This window comes from Pseudomonas sp. FSL R10-1350 (assembly GCF_009600525.1).
GTDB classification, from domain to species: Bacteria; Pseudomonadota; Gammaproteobacteria; order Pseudomonadales; family Pseudomonadaceae; genus Aquipseudomonas; species Aquipseudomonas helleri.
The window spans coordinates 1-19,306 of sequence record NZ_WIVR01000080.1 but is presented as its reverse complement, the minus strand read 5'-3'; the positions used below and the strand labels follow the sequence as shown (position 1 = coordinate 19,306).

Genomic DNA, 19,306 nt, shown 5'->3' with positions numbered 1-19,306 from the left:
TGAACGCAGAATTCGCGTGTTTGATGAGGCTCGGTCAGGCGCTGGGTACACGCGCCCCAGTGGCGATCCTTGAACAATTGCTGGAGGATCTGCGGCACGCTGCGCTGCTGGAGAATCCGCCAGTCCGATTGCAGGTTGGCGCGGGCCAGCTCGGGCTCAATGCGGGCGCGATACCAGGTGCGACGAAAGCCGGTTTTACCTTGCTCGAACTGGCTGATCAGGCCATGCACGTACCGCACTGGCTGGCCATTTTGGAAGAGGGTCAGCGTGGCGGGTTTGTCCAGCAGGGTGGCGAAGTCGGCATTGGCGGACTCACTGATCAATTCAACGTTTAAACAGAAAAGTTCAGAGATACCTTCGCTCAGTTCAAATGACACCACATCAAAGGCAATGTCGGCTGTTGAACTGAATGTAAACCGCACATCCTGTGGACGGGACATAGTTGCTCCTGAGTGCGTGCACAGGGGGCAGAGTTAAGTTGCTCTGTGCGCAGATTGCGGTTTATAGGCAATGGCTTAGATTGAATGTCATGAACTTTAAAGATGACTTTTGAGTTCGTCCTCTTCCGTATTCCTTATATTGCGTAGGAAGATTCCGTAATTAAGTTATTCGCGGGAATTGTTCGGGCGCGGTAATCATGTGAAGGCAGCAAATTTTGGGGCGGGCGTGAGCGAATTAGCTCGCCAGAAGAGCAGGGGCTGCTGTTGGCTGAGCAATTTTTGCAGTGCCTGATCATCTTTGGTGTTGCACACTGTAACGGCCCAGGTTTCCAGTCGGAACGTGCTGAGCAAGGATGTGGCCGATGAGGTGAAACCATATCGAGCCGGGCATGGAATAGATAAAACCTCCCCAATTAAAGGAAAGATCTGACAGATCTCTAGCAGAACTGGCCGATACAGTCCGCGCTCTTCAAATAAGTTGGCCAGCATCAATCGGCGCGGACGGTCTTAATCAGGGAAAATACTACATGCGCCTTATTCGTCGACAAGATCGCGAACGACTTGGAATTAGCTTCAGAAATATAGAATCACCATTTTTTGCAAAAGCGAACGTAGAGCGTGCTTTGCACTTGCCCCATACGCCTCTTAACTTATCTCATGTTGATGCGTTCGGTCGGCCAATGAGTGACCAACAAATCGTAGAGGCTGTTGAAAACGGAGACTTGTTGCTGGTCGACACTGACCCCTTCAGTCCGTTAAGCGATGACAACTTGGGTCGGTATGCGCACATTACGGGGCAAGGCAGGCCCGGCAGTTTTCATAGCCCCGTAGAGCGGGAGAGAGAACCACTCCCAGTCTCAAAGCCAGAGTTCAGGCAGCCACTGCAAGAGCCGGGCTTCTATGTTGTTCCCAAAAGTACGACAGTCGATCAGTTAAAGGTTGTGCTGTTCTCGTCGCAATACCCCGCAGTGATGAGCAAGTTTGATGCACTCAACCCCGGGCTGAGCACTGTCAATGCCGGTTCGATGATCGTGTTGGGCGATCCCAATAACCTGCAATGCACCCGCGAAGAAGCGATATTGATGGCGGCCGCTACCAAAGCCAATGAGGCGGTAAAAGCGCTTAGTCCGGAAGAGGCCAACTTTATGGTTAGGCATCGTGACGAGATCGAAACCCTTTTTGCCCAAGGTGCCACATCAATCGGGATCGGGGAGGCGATGTTCGCCAAGAACCTGGACGACGTAAAAAACCTGTTTAAAGACATTGAAGCGCTGCACGTACGGTCGTTCCAAACGGATGGACATCTGCGCTCAGCAGAGTTTTTTGCAGAGCGTAAGCGGCTGCTGGCACAGCTCAACACGCACCTGACCGCTTTAACCCGAAAAGGCATAGGGTTTGCGGACCACCCGAATTTAAAAAGTGCGCTTGGCATCTCTACTCGAAGCTTGGTTCATCGCTGGACGGCGGCGGGTGGCGCAGATCAAATACCGGGATATGCCACCCATATTGAAGGTGTCTCCAAAGCAGCTAAATATCTTAAGCTCGGTGGAGGGATTGGCACGGGTATTGGTGGTACTGCCTCTTACATGAAGGTTCAAGACGTTTGTACGGCGGGCAATGCTGAGGCTTACGAGAGAGTTAAGTTTACCGAAACGGGTAGTTTTGCCGGAGGGATTGGAGGGGGCTCATTAGCGGGTGCGCTTTTAACAGCCCCAGCAGTTGCAGGTATATGTGTTGGGCTAGGAGTACCATCTGCAGGTGTTGGAACGTGTTTGTGGTAGGAGTCGGTTCTTTTACGGCTGGAGCCTTAGGTGGTGCCGCTGGGGAAGCGATGGCTGATAAGATTTATGAGATAGCCCGATGAGTTTGAATACAGCAGATAAAATATTTTTGGCCGTAGGATTAATCGATTTTGCGGGAATATTTATTTGGATCGGTGTGTGCTTGCATCTTGCATATACTCAGATGGACCTGATGCTGGATCATTTGAAAAATAGTTCGCTAATCAACACTTTTGCTCCACTCAGGCAAGGTGGCCCATGGGGGAGGTTAGTGTTGATTGGAAGTATTTCGAGTGTTATAGCTTTTCCCGGTTTTTATCTTAAACGCGGGAGTGTTAATGCTGAGGATCTTCGATGCTTTACTGGTTCTCTTAAACGTAAGTTAGTGATGTTGCAATGGGGTGGGCTAATCCTTTTAGTGGTTATGGTTTGTATTGGCGTAGTGGCTAAATTGGGGTTTGTGTAGTTTCTTGCGCACCGGACACATCAAGCTCAAAGGTACATAACAACGACTTCCAAGGCGTCCTGAATAAGCTCGGTACCCCGCGAGGCTCCAGACGCTGGGCCTCACACCGGTTACGTTGACGACCAGCAGAACAGCTAGCTCCACTTAAACAGTACTGTCGAGCAGTGCTCAAGGCTCACGAAGTGCTGGCTGACAGGGTGGTGCCGATTGAGGAAGAGGTGACGCTGCGGGGGCAGGCACTTGAACATCCAGGCCTGACATGGCCAGAGAAATGTCATTTTCGTGTATGCGTTAGCTATACGCCCGGTTTAGTATTACTCTACATAGGTCAAGGCTCTCGATTGTGTTATTGAGGTTGCCTGTCCAAGAAGCAATTGTGCATGAGAGGTGATGCTATGAACCCGCCAGCGGCCAACAGTCCGGAAAAACGAAAGCCTGTCGCTATCAACATGAGAGCCGACAGCAAAAAACGTGACCTGATAGACATGGCCGCCGCCTTGTCAGGCAGTGACCGAACCAGCTTTATTCTGGACGCCGCCTGCAAAAGAGCAGAGGAGGTGATCCTGGATCAACGGGTGTTTGTTCTTGATGAGGCAGATTTTGATGCTTTCGAGCAAGCCTTGCAGGCGAGCCCCTTGAAAACTAATGACCGCTTGCGAGCGCTGCTAGAAAGGCCTAGCCGATGGACCTGACTAGACCCGCAAAGCTGGTCGAAACTCATGATCTGAGTGCCTTCGACTGCGGGGAGGACAGCATTAACGAATACCTGTTAAAAAAAGCGCTCAAATCCCAGAGGGCAAAGCACGCATCGGTATTCGTTACATGCATCAAAGGCACAGCAACAGTTGTGGGTTATTACTCTCTGTCGAGCGGTCAGGTTTTGCGCTCAAGCGTCATGCCCAAAAAAGCACAACGTAACTCGCCCGATATGCACCCGGTTACCATTCTCGGACGCATGGGCGTGTGCCAAACGGCCCAAGGGCAGGGGGTGTCACTTGATTTACTCAAAGACGCCATCGAGCGTTCTATTTTTGCTTCCGAAAACGTTGCATCAACGGCTCTGGTCGTCCATCCGCTGAATGAGCGCCTTGCGACCTTCTACGAGAAAGCAGGCTTTATCCGTTGTAACTCACTGTCCCCAATATCGATGATGCTTCCTTTTAGTTAAGTAGAAGCATCGCGCTGATTGCCTGAGTATCACCCCCACCTTTTTAGTTTTGCCCCGTCATGTGCGGGGCTTTTGTCGTCTGTAGCATTTATTACGCCGACCTGATGCTGAAGTGTTGAGTGCTGCACATGATGTGCTTCCCGTGCCTCTCCATCCTTAAAAAAACACCTGACCGCTATCGAAATTACGGGGTCTGCGGTTTGCTTCGTGTCTTCTAAAAATCATGACGCTTCATCACAGTACATTGCTGGGCAATTTGTAGGATATTTCTGCTATCGTCGCAGGTAAAATCTCAAGCCTGTGTCGGCGGGCGCTCCTACTATTGTTAAGTGCTAGCAAAAATGAAATTGAAGCCTCAGCAAATCAATCAGTTTCTTGAAAATTTGAAATTTTCCGTCGTCAGCCATACAGATAAGATCTGCATTTGGCGTTATAAAAATGGCGAGTACCTGATCGTAAATGTGAAGAATATTTCAGGAAAATCTGCCCTGGTAATTGATCCCGGTTTGGCGGCGCGAGTTTCTGACCTTCAGAGTGTTAACGGTGTGAGCGTCGGGAGCGAATATATTCACCATAGCAATATGACCGTGTTTCCAAAGCGCTTAAATCAAGGTGGGGAGTTGATTCACTACGGTATACCCGTATCGCTAGAGTCTGAAAATTCGTTAATTGGTTTGTTGAAGATTTTGTATCCGTCGCTTACTGACGAACTGGTAGGTGCAGTAAGGCTCTCATTTGCAGGCGAGGTTTCTGCCTCCGAAAGTCAGCGTGTTACCCATTCAGAGTTACTAGCGTGGCTTGAACAGCGTACAGGGCAAGTGCTGACTTGGGAGCAACTCCAAAATGCACCGTCTACTGTTGCGATTTCGGCAAAAGGCATCTACAAGCCAAAGGAATCTGACTATGCGTTGTCGATTAGTCAAAGGCTAGACAGTCCTTACAGCGATCAAATGCCCGTTTATCAAGAGAATGGAAGTTGGCACTATACCTATGCTCAAGAGGAGAGCCCGCGTGGGAGTTCCACTAAACTTTTTACCAATCAGGGGCTGTATAGGTGTAAGGAGGATGGAGTGCCTGTGGCTGTTCTTGTGCAGCTTACTAAGAAACCACAAGTCACGACATATAGAGTATTAGGGCTAGCAAAGGTTATTTCGTGGGAAAAAGGGTTCTTTACGCTTGAAAGCACGACTCTCTCAGAGGACGGTATCACCATTAGTGCTGCAAACGAATCGTCTGCTTTTTCGCCAGACGGCGTTGAAGATAACCGTACACGAACCTTGAAAGAGATAACTCTACGTCAAGGGCAGGGGGCATTTCGCAGTGGGTTACTTACCGCCTATGAAGGACGTTGCGCTATCTCAGGTTCCGCAGTTCAGCAGGTGCTTGAGGCTGCCCATGTCACGCCTTACTTAGGTAAAGAAACCAATCATATTAGTAACGGGCTTCTACTGCGCAGTGATCTCCACACGTTGTGGGACAGAGGTTTAATTTATTTGTGTGAGGAACTCAAGTTGCAGCTTAAACCCAGCCTGGACACTTCTGAGTACGCTTCCCTCGCGGGCGAAGAGATTAGGGCTAGAGTGGCGAATACTCCTGAACTCTCAATGGCTGCAGTGAGAGCCCATCGAGAGTGGTGCTGTAAGACTTGAGTGCAGTGGTGGATTTGATGAATTGAGTCCATTCATGTTTCTGGCGGGCTGCAACCCTAGCGCGTACCCGCCCCTATCCACCCCCAACCACCCGCGCCAAACGCCTCACATAACTCCCCACAATCACCTTATGCGCCACCCCCACCGGCACCATATAAATACGCCCATACAGGTTATGGGTGACAACCGACGAAGTAATGGTGAGTAAGCGATCTACGATCGAGATGCAGATCATCACGTCCAGGTGTCTGTCGCGCTCGGTCAGGATCAGCATGTGCGGGTCGCTGTGTTCTACCAGAAAGAAATCCAGATGATCGCCGACGTGTACGTCTTTGCGCTCGGCGCCCGTGAAGCCGCCAATCCGTTTTACGCCAAATTTTGCGGAGATCGCGTCCCTTATCTGGAACGCTGTTCGCATGAGCAGCCCTGAGTCGGCGGTGATGATGTTCCAGGCGTCAAGCGGGCTGATGTGCACCGGGAGTTGGACCGATCTGATGTGGTAGTAGTCAAGTTCGGACGGCGCGCGCAGTGTGGGTGCAGGGGAGGTGATGGCCAAACTATTTCCCTTCCGATGGGCTGATTTTATTTATCACAACGTCTTGAGCCCTACGCACTCTAGAGAATCTCTACCACAGGGGTAATGAGCTTGGCGCCCAAGGCGATTTCTTCGGCCAGCACGCTTTTGAGTGTTTCTTTGCTGCCTTCTTTCATGGTTTCGGCCAGGCGCTGGCGGATTGAAAGCCCGTGGGTGAGGCAGTGCGGCGTTGATTTCAGGGTTTCCAGGCCTTTTAAGGTCAGGACGGCTCCCGAAACTTGGGCGTCGGGGCATATTTCGCCGGTCAGGTAGCCGGTGCCGATAAGCCAGCGGACGGTGGCATTAAAAAAATCAGCGTCGCTTGCGGGCAGCTCCAGCAGGCACAGGTCGTTGCCTTCAGAGGTGAAGGTGGGCGTCGCCAGTTTTTTTGCGACGAGGTCGTAGGGGATCGGGAAGTGCTCGTACAACTCGGCAAAAATTTTGCCAGCCAAGTCATTGAATTTATCGATATTGGTATCTGACATGTCGCAGGGCTCCGATAACAGACACTCAGCGTAAGAGGTAGCAGGATTGTAGCTCGCTCCTGCCAGGCTGGCTTCACTCTGGCTCAGCTCTTTGCAGGCGTCATGATTAGGCAAAGGAAAAAAACATCGACTACAGTCATCCTCTGCGCAGGTGTGTGCGTATTAATAAAGGCAGTACTGCACGTTACTCGATAAGGATATGGAGTTATTTAATGTCAACGTTATTGGCAGTGAGACCCAAATCAGAAAGAAACATAGAGTTGGCCATTTGGGCCGGCATTGTGGCTGGCGTTATATCGGCGCTGGTGAAGTCGGGCTTTGAGACTTTAATTCCGCCCAGAACCCTAAGTACCACACCGCCTCCGGTCGTGCTTCTGGAGAAGCTCGGTTTTAACGTGGACCTCATGACTTATGAGTGGATGGGGTACAGCATCAACTGGGGCGGCAATGGTGTTCATATCCTGTTTTCAATCGTGATGGCGATTATTTATTGCGTGGCGGTGGAGTTTTTACCCCGAGCAAGAATGCTGCACGGTGTAGGTTTTGGCGTGGGTGTTTCGGTGTTTGCCCACGATCTGGTCGTGCCGTTGTTGGGGCTTTCGGGGTGGTTGTGGCTGGCGGGCTCGCAAGCGCTGATCTCAGAGTTTGTCGGTACGGCGTTCTGGATTTGGACGATTGAGGCGATCAGGCGTGACCGTCGCTATAGCATTCCACGCAATCAGTTATAAATTTGGTTTCCTGCGACTGGCGATGACTGTCTGGCGTCAGTCGGTTATAAAAGACAGAAATAGACCAAAAGGGGAGCAGTATGAAAAGCCGGGTTCAAAAAAAGCATGTGTTTTTGATTATTTTTATTGCTTTTGCCGTATTCAGTTTTTTGATGACTAACTGGGATCAATCACTCTGATTTAGTGAGCTGGCTTACGCCGTGCAGGTGTTTGGGCCTCCAACGAACAACAAAAAAGGGTGACCTTAAGTGGTCACCCTTTTTTTCGTCTGCGCTTTTACATCATGCGCGCATGTTGGTCCCACAAAATCCAGATCGTTCCTGCAACGATCAACAGCAAGATCAACGATGTAAACAGAATGAGCATCAGGTCATCGCGGTGTGATTTTCCCAAGTCGATGTGCAAGAAAAAGCGCAAGTGCACCACCACTTGCACCAACGCCAGGAAGCCCAATACCGCGAGGGCCTGGGTGCCTGTAACGACCTTGAGCCAGACCAGGCCGAAGGCGATCAGGGTCAGGACCAGGGCCAACACGAGGCCGATGCAATAGCTGCGCTGCTCGTTGCCCGTTTGCGCCTGCACAGTGTTGCTCGATAAGGTTTCTGGGTTCATGTAGCGACTCCGAACAGGTAGACGAAGGTGAAGATCCCGACCCAGACGATGTCGAGCATGTGCCAGAACAAGGCGAGGCGTAAAAGCCGCAGTTTGACCGGTGTATTGATCCCTAGCGTCATTACTTGCACCGCCAGCACGATCATCCAGAGGATGCCGGCCGACACGTGCACAGCGTGGGTGCCGGTCAATAAGTAGTAGGCGGACAGAAAGCCACTGGTTTGCGGCCACGCATCGTGGGTTTCGATCATCACGTAATAGTCGTGGAGTTCGAACGCCACAAAGGCCGCCCCAAGCACAGCGGTGAGCCCCAGCCAGCCCAGCAGGCGGGCGCGGCTGGTGCTGTATTTCATGGCCAAAATGGCGAAGCCAAAGGTGAAGCTGGACAACAGCAGCAAGAGCGTCTCGATAAACGCCGAGCCCAGATCAAAGACCTCGGCAGGCGTCGGGCCATGGGCGATGCCTTGGCTGCTCATGGCGGCATAGGTGGCAAAGAGCGCGGCAAACAGCACCAGGTCGCTCATCAGGAAAATCCAGAACCCGAAGATAACTTCTGAGGCTTTGGCGTGGCTCTCGCGGTCTGTCACGTCCAGGTTGACCCCGGGGTGCAGAGAGTGAGGTGCATTCATAGGGCTGACTCCAACACGTCATCAGGGAGTTTCTGGCCGGGCTGCCCGATTCTGTCCGGGGCGGCCTTACCCCGGTTTTTCGAGCTCATTTCCAGGTCGCGGGTCACGCCGGGCGTGGCCCGTACGGCAGCCAAAAAGGCTTCGTGTTCTGCTTCGACGCGGCTGGCCGGAATAATCTCGGTTGTCTGTGAGACAAACGAACGTGCGATCACCACGGCCCATGCTGCTACAAACGAGAACACCACCAACCACCAGATATGCCATACGAGGCCAAACGCCAGGGTGAAGCTGAAGACGCCGATCAATGGCGCCGCCATGGAGTTGCGCGGGACTTCGATGTCGCTATAGGCCGCGGGTGAGCGATAGGCCTGACCGGTTTTCTTGGCTTCGGTAAAGGCGTCGCGGCCGTCGACGTGAGGGACGACCGAGAAATTCCACGCCGGTGGAGGGGAGGGGATCGACCACTCCAGCGAACGCCCGTCCCACGGATCGCCCAGCAGCACATTGAGTTGGCGGCGCTGGCGGATCGACACAGCGATCTGCACCAGCAAGAACACCGTGCCGAGCAGCAGCAATGCGGCTCCGAGCATGGCCAGTGCAAACCAAGGGGTGAACGACGGGTCGGACCACATCACCGTGCGCCGTGGCGCGCCATTCATGCCGAGCCAGTAGAGCGGGAAGAACGCCAGCAAAAACCCGGGGGCCATCGACCAGAACGCCGCTTTGCCCCAGCCCTCGTGCAAGCGGAAACCAAAGGCTTTCGGGAACCAGTACTGCACGGCGGCAAACATGCCAAACAAAACGCCCGGAATGATCATGTTGTGGAAGTGCGCGATCAAAAACAGCGAGTTGTGGACCTGAAAGTCGACGGTGGGGTTGGCCAGCAGAATACCGGTCATGCCGCCGAGGACAAAGGTCAGCAGAAAGTTGATGTGAAACAGCATCGGCGTGGTGATACGGATCCGCCCGCGGTACATGGTCAGGATCCAGTCGTACACCTTAACCCCGGTCGGAATGCCGATGATCATCGTGGCAATACCGAAAATAGCATTGACGTTGGCACTTTGGCCCATGGTGAAAAAGTGATGCAGCCACACGCCGAACGAGAGTACCGCGATGCACATGGTGGCGTAGACGAGCGAGGTGTAGCCGTAGATCCGTTTGCCGACAAACGTCGAGACCACCTCAGACCACACGCCCAGGGCCGGCAGCAACAGGATGTAGACCTCCGGGTGCCCGAACAGCCAGAAGAGGTTGGCAAAGTTCATCATGTTTCCGCCGTCACCGTTGGTGAAGAAGTGGAAACCGAGGTAGCGATCCAGCGCCAGCATGATCGTCGCGACGGTGAGCGGCGCCATGGCGAAGATCATCAAAATCGAGGTGCACAGCGTGGTCCAGCAGAACAGCGGCATGCGAAACATCGACATGCCAGGGCAACGCTGTTTGTACAGGGTCACGGCAAAGTTGAGCCCGGTCAGGGTTGAGCCGATTGATGCCAGGGTGACTGACCAGATCCAGTAATCCACGCCTTCACCGGGGCTGAACTCAATACCGGTGTAGGGCGGGTAGCCACTCCAGCCGCCGGTTGAGAACTCGCCGACAACCAACGAGACCATGATCAAACCCGCGCCTGCCGCCGTCAGCATCAACGAAATCGCATTCAGCAGCGGGAAGCTGACATCGCGTGCGCCGATCTGCAGGGGCATCACGTAATTCATCAGGCCGGTGATGAACGGCATCGCCACGAAAAAAATCATGATCGTGCCGTGGGTGGTAAACAACTGGCCAAAGTGATCAGCCGAGAGATAGCCCGCGCCATCGGCGGCCGCGAGTTGCTGAGAACGCATCACGCCCGCTTCGATCAAGGCCCGCAAGAACATGACCAGGGCGATGACGATGTACATGATGCCGATTTTTTTGTGGTCGACACTGGTCAGCCAGTCTCGCCACAGCGGCTTCCACCAATGCATGACGGTCAGCAAAACCACCACACCGATAGCGCCGAGGATCACAATGCTGCCCGCCCCGGACGCTACGAATTCGCTGGTTGAGGGGTGCTTGATGGCGCCGGAAAACACCAGTGAGTCCCAGCTAAGTTGCCCGAAAATAGTCTCCCAACTCACTGTTCTGCCCCTTTTGTGCTGGTGTGTTGAAGATGCTGTTCATGCCCTGGTGATGGCTGGGCGCTAGCCGCTTTGGCGTGCTCATGGCCGCCGGTGAAACTGCCGAGAACCCGTTCGAACAAGCCGCTTTCGACACTGCCGTAATAGCGCGGCGCATGCTCGATGCTGGGTTTGAGCAGCTCTTGGTAAGTGCTCAGGTCCAGTGTCTGCGCGCTTTGGCGGGTGTCACGGACCCACGCGTCGAATTGCCCGGCCGGCATCACCACCGTGGGGAACGATTGAGTGGCAAAGCCATCGCCGTTGTATTGCGTGTTACGCCCGCGGTACTCACCGGCGCGGTCCGCCATCAGGTTCAATTGCGTGGTCATGCCGGCCATGGTGTAAATCTGCCCGGCCAGTTGCGGGATCATGAAGGACTGCATCACCGTGCCACTGGTGAGCTTGAGGCGCACCGGGCGGTCTTGCTCCAGTGCCAGGTAGTCGAGGGTGGCGATGCCTTGCTGCGGGTAGATGAACAAGAACTTCCAGTCCAGCGAGACCACTTCAATGTCCAGCGGGTCGCTGCCAAGTGGGCGGTACGGGTCATATTTGTGCGTGTGCGCCCACAGCGCCGAGCTGAGCACAATGATCAGAATGATCGGTATGCCCCACAAAACGGCTTCGTTACCCCAGTTGAAATCCCAGTCAGGCCGATACGCGCCCCGACCGCCGCGGCGATAACGCCACAGCACCCAAGGGACGAGGATAAAAATCGGCACGACGACAATGAGCATCAGCGAAATAATCGTTTTGAAGTGCTCAAATTGCGCGGCCGCAATCGGGCCTGCGGCGTCGATAAAACCGGCGTTGGCGATCGCCGTGTCAGCAGATGGAGCGGCTTGCGCCAGTGCGGGCAGCAAAAGGCCCGAGACAATCAGAGCGCAGGGTGTGATTCCTTTCACGCGGTAAACTCCTTGAGTCTTACAACTTGATCAGCGCTTGTTTGAAGTGGCTTTAGTCAAGGCATGCGTTCAGATGACCTCCAGTCCAGGGTTCGTCAGGCAACTGCCGGGTGATTGATCGGTACAGGGTGTCAGTTAAGGCTGGAGCGTTTGACCCGCACCGGCACTGATTTGTAAGCCGGAATACCGCTTTGCGGGTCAATATTATCCAGGGCAATCAAACAGTTGGCTTCCGGGTAGTAAGCGGCCACCGAGCCGGGCGCGATGGCGTGTTCCACGGCGGTCAGCTTCTCGTAACGCATCTGCCGGCCCGAAGTCACCGTCTCGATGTCCACCAGATCACCGTGGGCCAGGCCGCGTGCCTGCAAGTCTTGCGCGCTGATGAACAGCACATCGCGTCGGCCGAAGACGCCCCGGTAGCGGTCATCCATCGAGTAAATAGTGGTGTTGTATTGGTCATGGCTGCGCAAGGTCATGAGCCTTAACACATCCTCGCCTTGCACCACCCAGTCTTCATCCACACCTGGGTACACATAAAACTCGGCTTTACCGGAGGGCGTGTGCCAAATGCGTTCGGTAGCCGGCAAAGGCAATCTGAAGCCGCCGGGCACACGGATTCGCTGGTTATAGTCTTCAAAGCCGGGGATGGTTTTTTCGATCAGGTCCCGGATCAGGTCGTAATTGGCCACAAGTTCCGGCCACGCAATCGACAAATGCGGCAGTGCGGCGCTTGCCATCCCGGCCACGATCGCCGGTTCCGAACGCAGGTGCTCGGAGGCGGGCGGCAAGCGACCGGCAGAGGCGTGGACCATGGACATCGAGTCTTCAACGGTAATCGCTTGCGCGATGCCATTTTGCAGGTCCAGTTCTGTACGGCCCAGGCAGGGGAAAATATAGGTCTCTTTTGCAACCAGCAAATGTGAGCGGTTCAACTTGGTCCCGATATGCACACTCAGGTCCAGTTGTTTCATGGCCGGGAAGCATTGTTCGGGGTCGGGCAGCGCCACCGCAAAGTTTCCGCCCAGGCAAATCAGCGCCTTTGAGGTTCCGGCAACCATGGCTTGCATGGTTTGCACCGCGTTATGGCCCGGGGCAGCAGGGGGCTTGAAACCCAAGGTCTGTTCAATTTTTTGCAGAAAACTCGCCGAGGGTTTCTCCGTGATGCCCACCGTGCGGTTGCCTTGCACATTGGAGTGCCCGCGCAACGGACATATGCCGGCGCCCGGTTTGCCCAGGTTGCCGCGCAGCATCAGCAGATTGCACAGCGAACGCACGTTTTCAGTGCCGGCATTGTGCTGGGTGATGCCCATGCCGTACGTGATGATGGTGGCATTGGATTTGGCATAGGCTGCCGCGACTTGTTCCAGCGCTGCGCGGGTGAGCCCGCTGTGGCGTTCGATCAGCGACCACTCGGTCGCGACCAAGTCTGCTTTCAGTGCTTCAAAACCTTGGGTATGCGTCGCGATAAACGCGTGATCCAGCACTTCGCCGACACGCTCCTCAAGTTCCAGTACAGCTTTCATCACCCCTTTAACCGCTGCCACGTCACCGCCTGCTTTGACATTCAGGTAGGTGGAGGCAATCGGTGTTGAACCGTAGGTCGCCATTTCAACCATGTTCTGCGGGTCGGCAAAGGTCTCCAGGGCGCGTTCTCGAATAGGGTTAAACACCAGGATCGGTACTTTGCGGCGTGACACCTCATGCAAAGTGCCCATCATCCTCGGATGATTTGTGCCCGGATTATGGCCAATAGAAATGACCAACTCGCACAGATCAAAATCATCAAGAGACACCGTGCCTTTACCAATGCCGATGGATTGCGGCAGGCCGACACTGGTGGGTTCATGGCACAGATTGGAACAATCGGGGAAATTGTTGGAGCCCAAACCGCGGGCAAATAACTGGAACAGATAAGCGGCTTCGTTAGAGGCTCGACCCGAGGTATAAAACTCAACTTGAGTGGGATCGAGGCTGCGCAGGATCTCGCCAATACGTTCAAACGCAGTGTCCCAGGCCACGGGCTTGAATGTGTCAGAGGCGCGGTCATACACCAGCGGGCAGGTCAGGCGCCCGTAGTTTTCCAGCTCGTGATCGCTGCGATTGAGCAGGGCGCTGACCGTGTGTTCGGCAAAAAACTCCGGTGTCACACGTTTGCTGGTCGCCTCCCACGTCACAGCCTTGGCGCCGTTTTCACAAAATTCGAAAGTTGAACTGTGCTTTTTGTCAGGCCAAGCGCAACCAGGGCAATCGAACCCATCGGGTTGGTTGGTTCTCAGGAGCGTGCTGACGGCCTGCACATTCTCCATTTGTTCGCGAATGGCATTCGCAGTGGCCTTTAACGCGCCCCATCCTCCGGCGGGCGCTGTGTAATCACGAATACCCTCGACCTTTCCTTGCTTGGACATGTTCACTCCTTGAACCCCAGAAAACACGCTCTACGACGGTGTTGAGCCTGAATCCGGGCGCAACCCGACAAACTGACTCACGGTTATAAGTCTGTTTTTTATAGGGTTATTAGCGGTTCGATTGACCATAGGTAAGCGATCTATATCTGTCAAGAATGCCGCCGCTGCCCTTTATAAAGCCTGCGCAGATGAGTGACCGGGCGTGTTTATGTTATTAAGTTCAGCCCATTTGAAGGAGCAGGCCTGTATGGAAGCCACCCTCGCCATTATTGCAACGATGACGCAGTCCGCTGACTTTAACGGCGCTTATGAACACGCCGTTCCGCTTGCGCAGCAGTACCCCAATGCAGTGGCTGCGCAAATAGCAGCGGCTTATGCGTGTGACCGCGTGGGTGATGAAGAACAAGCCCTGGTTTACTATCGCAAGGGCTGGGCGCTTGGCGTGCCTGAAGAACACCGATTTCAGTTTTTGATCGGGTTTAGCAGCACCCTCAGGAATGTAGGGTGCGCGCATGAATCGCTCGAGTGGTTACAGCTCGCCAGGGCTGAACAACCAAACAATCCGGCGCTTGCTGCGTTCACTGCGCTGGCTTTGCACACCGTTGGTGAGACCAAATTGGCGCTCGCTACCATGCTGGAGGCTGCTTTAAAAACGGGGGATGGCAACGGGCTCGCACCCTATACCCGAGCGCTGACAGAGTATCGGGATGAGCTGTTAGTGGCTGCCGGGAACCCGCAGCAGAATTCAAGTATTGAGACTGATGAGCCCAGTACTTCGGCTTGAACCCATCAGATTTTTAGCACTTTGCGGGGGACCAATTGCCTGACTTCTTCAATTGATTTATAGGGGATCAGGCTGCTGGGAAGTTTCGAGGTGCTGGACAAGTTGTAAACGCTAAAGTCAGCGTCCATGACCTTTTCTGCCATCAGTTCAAAGGAGGGCAGAATGCGAGATTCCATATGCTCATCCAACACGCAGGGTGACTTCTCTGATTGAGCCGTCTCATAAAAACGCCCTGTATCAGGGCACAAATCTACTCCGACCATAAATACTTTATTGAAGCCCGCGTGATAAGCAACTTGCAAAGCAAGATAGGCCACTGTTCTGGCGTCGAAATAACCTTCACTCAAATCTTTACTGAAGCCTATGCTGCTGTTTCTGCCTGTATGGAATTTAGAGCGGCGGATCAAATTACCAGGCTCGGCTGAGAATAAATCTCTCCAGGTAGATTTAGCGGCTTTTTTCAAGGCGTAGAATTCGCCGGATGGCAGGGGGATGTCATGCAGTACGTAATCTTCTCGCAGCACTACGCGCTGGCTAAGTGCCAGCCCTGCGTGGAATAAGCGGCTTTGCTGTGTGAAGAAGCCAGAGTCGGTGCAGACATAGAAAAAAGGGCTGATTGAAGTATTCAGGAACATCGAAATCGCACCGTTTACGACAATCATCGGCACGTGTTTAAACTCATTTAGAGGGAAGTTTTTGGCTGATGCACCCGAAGCAATGATAAATACAGCACCCTCAGCGATATCCTTGCAACCCGACAGTGCAAGCGGCGTAGGAGAATGGGTGGAAATATAGGTGCTGGCAACGCCCATGGCTTTGAACCCTCTGGAGCAGAAACTGAAGAACCTTACGCTCATATGTGCAGAGCATATGTAGTCCTTTTCCAGTATAGGTGTGGGATATTGACTTCACTCATGAAAAATCTGTCAGTTTGGTAGTTTTGAAGCAATTATCGCGCGCAATTTCACCAGATTTTCACAACTGTAAAGAAGTGTTAGTTGTCTTAACGTAAGTTTAAAAAACTTATTGCTAGTTGATGTTTTTAATTGCTGAGTTATAGCAGGCTCTCTGAGTTGGAGCCTGCTACTTGTGGTGTTGTTGAACTACTGGGCCTTATTAGTTGTGGCAAACTTCTTGGCCGCAATAACACACACAATCACCGCGCCGGTCACGCCAAACATGCCAAGGGTCACCGTTTCATGCAGAAAAGTAGCGGCCAGGGCCAGCCCGAAAAAAGGCTGCAACAGTTGAAGCTGGCCCACGGCGGCAATACCCCCCAGGGCCAGGCCGCGATACCAGAAGAAAAAGCCGATTAACATGCTGAACACTGAGATGTAGCCCAGGCCAAACCACGCAGGCGGGCTGATGCCTGTGAAAGAGGCGGGGGCCACGATGTAGGCCAGTGTTGCCATGATTGGCAGCGAGAGCACCAGTGCCCATGAAATAACCTGCCAACCGCCCAGGGTTCGCGACAGTTTGGCGCCTTCGGCGTAGCCAAGGCCGCAGATCAGGACTGCCAACAGCATCAGCATGTCGCCTCGGGCAGAGGCGGTCAGCCCTTGTGAGACGGCAAACGCGATGACCAGTGCACTGCCCAGAACCGAGAAGAACCAGAACGCCGGGCGCGGGCGTTCACCCCCGCGCAGTACAGCAAAGGCAGCAGTCGAGAGCGGCAGCAGGCCGAGGAAGACGATGGAGTGCGCTGAGGTGACATGCTGCAAGGCCAACGCGGTCAACAATGGAAACCCCAGCACCACGCCGATCGCCACGATCAGCAGTGAAAACAGCTGGCTTCGATCCGGGCGTTTGGCTTTAAGCGCCAGCAGAATGCACAGGGCCAGCACCCCGGCGATGGAGGCTCGGGCAAAGGTCAGAAAAACCGGATTAAACTCTTGCACGGCGACGCGGGTCGCGGGCAACGAGGCGCTGAAAATGACCACGCCGATAAAACCGTTGATCCAGCCGGAAAGGTTTTTCTCGGTCGCTGGGGTGTGCAAATTAGAGGTGCGTTCCATCGGGTCTCACGCTCAAGGCTAAAGGCAGGATTGCTTTAAACGCATGCTATGGCCGAAGATTGATGACAATCAAAATATTGTCATGGATACATATTCCGATGCCCCGTTCCCGATACAAGTCGCTGGTCGACTCGTTTGCCGCCGATATCCGCTCAGGGCGATTGTCTCCAGGTACACGCCTGCCTACGCACCGCCAGTTGGCCGCGAGACAAGGGTTGGCGCTGGTCACGGCGAGCCGCGTGTATGCAGAGCTTGAGGCCATGGGGCTGGTCAGCGGAGAGACCGGGCGCGGGACGTTCGTCAGGGAGACGTCGCTGCCGCCAGGTCACGGCATTGACCAGCCGAAAGTCACGGCGGGCATACTGGACCTCAACTACAACTACCCGTCCGCGTTGGGGCAAGCCGACATGCTTCGCACTGCGTTGCGGCAACTGGCGTTATCCGGGGATCTGGAGTCGTTGTTGCGTTACCAGCCACATGGCGGCCGCCTGCACGAGCGGGCGTCAGTGGCGAGGCATCTGTCAGCTCGCGGCTTGAACGTCCCGGCCGAACAGGTGTTGATCGTCAATGGTGCTCAGCATGGGTTGACGGTGGCGCTGATGGCCTTGTTAAAACCTGGCGATGTGGTGGCGGTTGATGCGCTGACCTATCCGGGGTTTAAAGCGCTTGCGCAGACCCTGCACCTGGAAGTTTTGTCTATGCCGGTGACCGACTGCGGCCCCGATCTCAACGCGCTGGAAAAACTCTGCTGCAGCCGTTCAGTCCGTGCGGTTTACAGCATGCCGACACTGCACAACCCGCTGGGTTGGGTGATGAGCATCGAGCAGCGTCAGCAACTGGTCGCCATAGCGCGCACCCATGACCTGCAGATTATTGAAGACGCGGCCTACGCCTTTCTTGTCGAAAACCCACCGCTGCCGATCGCTGAATTGGCGCCAGAACGGACAATCTACGTGTCAGGGCTTTCCAAAAGCGTTGCTGCGGGCTTGCGTGTCGGCTTTATGGCCGCCCCCGCCCACCTGATTGCGGCGTTGGAGCGCGTGATCCGGGTGACCGCGTGGAACACCCCCGGCGTCATGACTTCGCTTGCTAGCGCATGGCTGGAGGATGGAACCGTAAGCCGTCTGGAAGTGCAAAAGCGCCAAGACGCACATGCCCGACAAAACATTGCTGACGAACTCCTGGCTGGGTTGCGCACTGTCCGTCATCCGTACTCCTACTTTATCTGGCTGCCTTTGTCTGAAGACGCCCGCGCAGAGCAAGTCGTGTCAGCCCTGATGCGCGAGCACGTTTCGGTGTCGTCCGCGCAGCCATTTGCTACCTCGACCCATGTGCCGCGTGCGATTCGTCTGGCGTTAGGGTCAGTAGACTTGGCGTCACTGCGTGAGGGGCTGGCTAAAGTGAAGTGGGTGGTTGATGCATATTCGTAGGGTTTAGCGCGGGGTTTGAGCTGCCACTGAGCTCTTCAGTGGCAGGCCGACCTGTGCTGGTGGTTCAAATCCCTGAGCGTGTCATCGGGCTGAGTATCTGACTGCCCAGATTCAAGGCTTGGGTCACCAGGCTCCTCAATTCCAGCGGGTTTTCACCCTGGACGTGCTGTGCCAGTTTTTCTCCGAGAGTGGGGGTGCCGTCCTGGCCTTCGGCAAAAGCTCGAAGGATCAGCAGACCATTGCTCGTGAGGACGACTTCAAAAAAAGAAACGCCTGACATACCGTCGAAGTGGATGTAGCCGACGTCGGCCAGCCATTTGACGGTAGCCAGAAACAGGTTTTCTTCTTGGCTCAGTAGCTGGCGGTTGCTGTCTTCTAGGGTGTTGTAGTCGATGAATTCTTCTGCGCTCAGGGTGATGGGCAGCGGGAAACTGCGGTACAGGCGGCCGAGAATCAAGCCGGTGTAGCTGTCGAACAGTTCTATGTTGTTGGACGGCAGGTCGTTGACGGCGTGCGTGCTTTTATCTTTGGCAGAACCAGCAAATCCTTTGAACATGCGAACCTCTTCCAGTGGCGGCTGCGTGCCGCGTTCAAACATTTGTCCTTATGGGTATAGCACAGGCCCTGAAGATGGGCTGAGTCGCGTACACCCCGTAGCAGTTGACGAGCCTTGCGAGGCTACGTCCGGGCGCGCAGCGGCCGTAAAAGAGCCAGGATCAAAAGATCGCGAGACGGTTGTATCGCGTACACCCTGTAGTCGCTGACAAGGCACGAAGACTGCGAACAAACACCCCCTCGTAGCAGTTGACGAGCCTTGCGAGGCTACGTCCGGGCGCGCAGCGGCCGTAAAAAGGGCCAAGATCAAAAGATCGCGAGACGGTTGTATCGCGTACACCCTGTAGTCGCTGACAAGGCACGAAGGCTGCGAACAAACACCCCCGTAGCAGTTGACGAGCCTTGCGAGGCTACGTCCGGGCGCGCAGCGGCCGTAAAAGGGCCAAGATCAAAAGATCGCGAGGCAAGCTCGCTCCTATGTATGGACTCGCCCCCCACTGTCAACCCGCTTTTGCCCACTG

At 54.5% G+C, this 19,306-nt stretch carries 19 protein-coding genes; 8 read left to right on the top strand and 11 right to left on the bottom strand.

The features are described from left to right. Positions 1-440, bottom strand: a 440-nt coding sequence (locus GHO25_RS23085; protein WP_256677314.1) for a contractile injection system protein, VgrG/Pvc8 family, incomplete at its 3' end; no start/stop codon positions are given. Between the two features lie 527 nt (positions 441-967). Between GHO25_RS23085 and GHO25_RS23080 the strand changes: the two genes are divergently transcribed. The 5 genes from GHO25_RS23080 (at position 968) to GHO25_RS23060 (ending at position 5,504) form a co-directional block, all read left to right on the top strand. Next, positions 968-2,221, top strand: coding sequence for a hypothetical protein (locus GHO25_RS23080; protein WP_256677313.1), 1,254 nt, complete (start codon positions 968-970; stop codon positions 2,219-2,221). Positions 2,222-2,300: 79 nt separating this feature from the next. Further along, entirely contained in the window at positions 2,301-2,687 is a 387-nt protein-coding gene (locus GHO25_RS23075) for a hypothetical protein (RefSeq protein ID WP_153330738.1), read from the top strand. Positions 2,688-3,082: 395 nt separating this feature from the next. After that, entirely contained in the window at positions 3,083-3,379 is a 297-nt protein-coding gene (locus tag GHO25_RS23070; protein ID WP_153330737.1) for a DUF1778 domain-containing protein, read from the top strand. Then, a complete protein-coding gene (locus GHO25_RS23065; RefSeq protein WP_153330736.1) occupies positions 3,370-3,855 on the top strand; it encodes a GNAT family N-acetyltransferase in 486 nt (161 codons plus the stop codon). Before GHO25_RS23070 ends, GHO25_RS23065 begins: the two co-directional genes overlap by 10 nt. Positions 3,856-4,196: 341 nt before the next feature. Continuing rightward, positions 4,197-5,504 (top strand): DUF2002 family protein, encoded by a 1,308-nt coding sequence (locus GHO25_RS23060; RefSeq protein WP_153392611.1) that lies wholly within the window; start codon positions 4,197-4,199, stop codon positions 5,502-5,504. A gap of 73 nt (positions 5,505-5,577) precedes the next feature. Here GHO25_RS23060 and GHO25_RS23055 read toward each other — a convergent pair whose 3' ends face one another. After that, entirely contained in the window at positions 5,578-6,060 is a 483-nt protein-coding gene (locus GHO25_RS23055; protein WP_153392608.1) for a DUF2867 domain-containing protein, read from the bottom strand. 59 nt (positions 6,061-6,119) lie between these two features. Further along, the gene (locus GHO25_RS23050) at positions 6,120-6,563 is read right to left on the bottom strand and encodes a hypothetical protein (RefSeq protein ID WP_048369375.1); all 444 of its coding nucleotides are present in this window, start codon (positions 6,561-6,563) and stop codon (positions 6,120-6,122) included. 212 nt (positions 6,564-6,775) lie between these two features. Here GHO25_RS23050 and GHO25_RS23045 point away from each other — a divergent pair, with 212 nt between their 5' ends. Next, on the top strand, positions 6,776-7,291 hold the full coding sequence (locus tag GHO25_RS23045; protein ID WP_153392604.1) for a DUF1440 domain-containing protein: 516 nt from the start codon (positions 6,776-6,778) through the stop codon (positions 7,289-7,291). A 276-nt stretch (positions 7,292-7,567) separates the two neighbouring features. Here the strand turns inward: GHO25_RS23045 and cyoD are convergent, their stop codons facing one another. The 5 genes from cyoD to GHO25_RS23020 form a co-directional block, all read right to left on the bottom strand. Continuing rightward, positions 7,568-7,903 carry a cytochrome o ubiquinol oxidase subunit IV gene (gene cyoD / locus GHO25_RS23040; RefSeq protein WP_153330890.1) on the bottom strand — a complete coding sequence of 112 codons (336 nt, stop codon included), beginning with the start codon at positions 7,901-7,903 and terminating at the stop codon, positions 7,568-7,570. Further along, the gene (locus GHO25_RS23035; protein ID WP_153330891.1) at positions 7,900-8,532 is read right to left on the bottom strand and encodes a cytochrome c oxidase subunit 3; all 633 of its coding nucleotides are present in this window, start codon (positions 8,530-8,532) and stop codon (positions 7,900-7,902) included. Before GHO25_RS23035 ends, cyoD begins: the two co-directional genes overlap by 4 nt. Beyond that, positions 8,529-10,640, bottom strand: a complete 2,112-nt coding sequence (locus GHO25_RS23030) for a cbb3-type cytochrome c oxidase subunit I (RefSeq protein ID WP_372240966.1) — start codon at positions 10,638-10,640, stop codon at positions 8,529-8,531. Before GHO25_RS23030 ends, GHO25_RS23035 begins: the two co-directional genes overlap by 4 nt. An 11-nt stretch (positions 10,641-10,651) precedes the next feature. Beyond that, positions 10,652-11,596, bottom strand: coding sequence for a COX aromatic rich motif-containing protein (locus GHO25_RS23025; protein ID WP_048369371.1), 945 nt, complete (start codon positions 11,594-11,596; stop codon positions 10,652-10,654). Between the two features lie 131 nt (positions 11,597-11,727). Further along, a complete protein-coding gene (locus GHO25_RS23020; protein ID WP_153392601.1) occupies positions 11,728-14,001 on the bottom strand; it encodes an FdhF/YdeP family oxidoreductase in 2,274 nt (757 codons plus the stop codon). A 247-nt stretch (positions 14,002-14,248) separates the two neighbouring features. On the opposite strand from GHO25_RS23020, the gene GHO25_RS23015 reads away from it, so the two are divergent. After that, complete coding sequence (locus tag GHO25_RS23015) at positions 14,249-14,785, top strand: tetratricopeptide repeat protein (RefSeq protein ID WP_048369369.1); 537 nt, start codon at positions 14,249-14,251, stop codon at positions 14,783-14,785. Positions 14,786-14,790: 5 nt separating this feature from the next. Here the strand turns inward: GHO25_RS23015 and GHO25_RS23010 are convergent, their stop codons facing one another. Then, entirely contained in the window at positions 14,791-15,597 is an 807-nt protein-coding gene (locus tag GHO25_RS23010) for a lipopolysaccharide biosynthesis protein (RefSeq protein ID WP_256677312.1), read from the bottom strand. A gap of 291 nt (positions 15,598-15,888) precedes the next feature. Beyond that, positions 15,889-16,800 (bottom strand): DMT family transporter, encoded by a 912-nt coding sequence (locus GHO25_RS23005; RefSeq protein WP_048369368.1) that lies wholly within the window; start codon positions 16,798-16,800, stop codon positions 15,889-15,891. Between the two features lie 98 nt (positions 16,801-16,898). On the opposite strand from GHO25_RS23005, the gene GHO25_RS23000 reads away from it, so the two are divergent. Beyond that, positions 16,899-18,230 carry a PLP-dependent aminotransferase family protein gene (locus GHO25_RS23000; RefSeq protein ID WP_153392592.1) on the top strand — a complete coding sequence of 444 codons (1,332 nt, stop codon included), beginning with the start codon at positions 16,899-16,901 and terminating at the stop codon, positions 18,228-18,230. Positions 18,231-18,294: 64 nt separating this feature from the next. On the opposite strand, the gene GHO25_RS22995 is transcribed toward GHO25_RS23000, so the two are convergent. After that, the gene (locus GHO25_RS22995) at positions 18,295-18,786 is read right to left on the bottom strand and encodes a hypothetical protein (RefSeq protein WP_153329780.1); all 492 of its coding nucleotides are present in this window, start codon (positions 18,784-18,786) and stop codon (positions 18,295-18,297) included. Positions 18,787-19,306 lie beyond the last annotated feature (520 nt).

What these genes read in the sequence shown, in the direction of transcription:
- GHO25_RS23080 (WP_256677313.1), top strand. Translation starts at nt 968, where the DNA reads ATGCGCCTTATTCGTCGACAAGATCGCGAACGACTTGGAATTAGCTTC.
- GHO25_RS23075 (WP_153330738.1), top strand. Translation starts at nt 2,301, where the DNA reads ATGAGTTTGAATACAGCAGATAAAATATTTTTGGCCGTAGGATTAATC.
- GHO25_RS23070 (WP_153330737.1), top strand. Translation starts at nt 3,083, where the DNA reads ATGAACCCGCCAGCGGCCAACAGTCCGGAAAAACGAAAGCCTGTCGCT.
- GHO25_RS23065 (WP_153330736.1), top strand. Translation starts at nt 3,370, where the DNA reads ATGGACCTGACTAGACCCGCAAAGCTGGTCGAAACTCATGATCTGAGT.
- GHO25_RS23060 (WP_153392611.1), top strand. Translation starts at nt 4,197, where the DNA reads ATGAAATTGAAGCCTCAGCAAATCAATCAGTTTCTTGAAAATTTGAAA.
- GHO25_RS23050 (WP_048369375.1), bottom strand. Translation starts at nt 6,563, where the DNA reads ATGTCAGATACCAATATCGATAAATTCAATGACTTGGCTGGCAAAATT.
- GHO25_RS23045 (WP_153392604.1), top strand. Translation starts at nt 6,776, where the DNA reads ATGTCAACGTTATTGGCAGTGAGACCCAAATCAGAAAGAAACATAGAG.
- cyoD (WP_153330890.1), bottom strand. Translation starts at nt 7,903, where the DNA reads ATGAACCCAGAAACCTTATCGAGCAACACTGTGCAGGCGCAAACGGGC.
- GHO25_RS23035 (WP_153330891.1), bottom strand. Translation starts at nt 8,532, where the DNA reads ATGAATGCACCTCACTCTCTGCACCCCGGGGTCAACCTGGACGTGACA.
- GHO25_RS23020 (WP_153392601.1), bottom strand. Translation starts at nt 14,001, where the DNA reads ATGTCCAAGCAAGGAAAGGTCGAGGGTATTCGTGATTACACAGCGCCC.
- GHO25_RS23015 (WP_048369369.1), top strand. Translation starts at nt 14,249, where the DNA reads ATGGAAGCCACCCTCGCCATTATTGCAACGATGACGCAGTCCGCTGAC.
- GHO25_RS23010 (WP_256677312.1), bottom strand. Translation starts at nt 15,597, where the DNA reads ATGGGCGTTGCCAGCACCTATATTTCCACCCATTCTCCTACGCCGCTT.
- GHO25_RS23005 (WP_048369368.1), bottom strand. Translation starts at nt 16,800, where the DNA reads ATGGAACGCACCTCTAATTTGCACACCCCAGCGACCGAGAAAAACCTT.
- GHO25_RS23000 (WP_153392592.1), top strand. Translation starts at nt 16,899, where the DNA reads ATGCCCCGTTCCCGATACAAGTCGCTGGTCGACTCGTTTGCCGCCGAT.
- GHO25_RS22995 (WP_153329780.1), bottom strand. Translation starts at nt 18,786, where the DNA reads ATGTTCAAAGGATTTGCTGGTTCTGCCAAAGATAAAAGCACGCACGCC.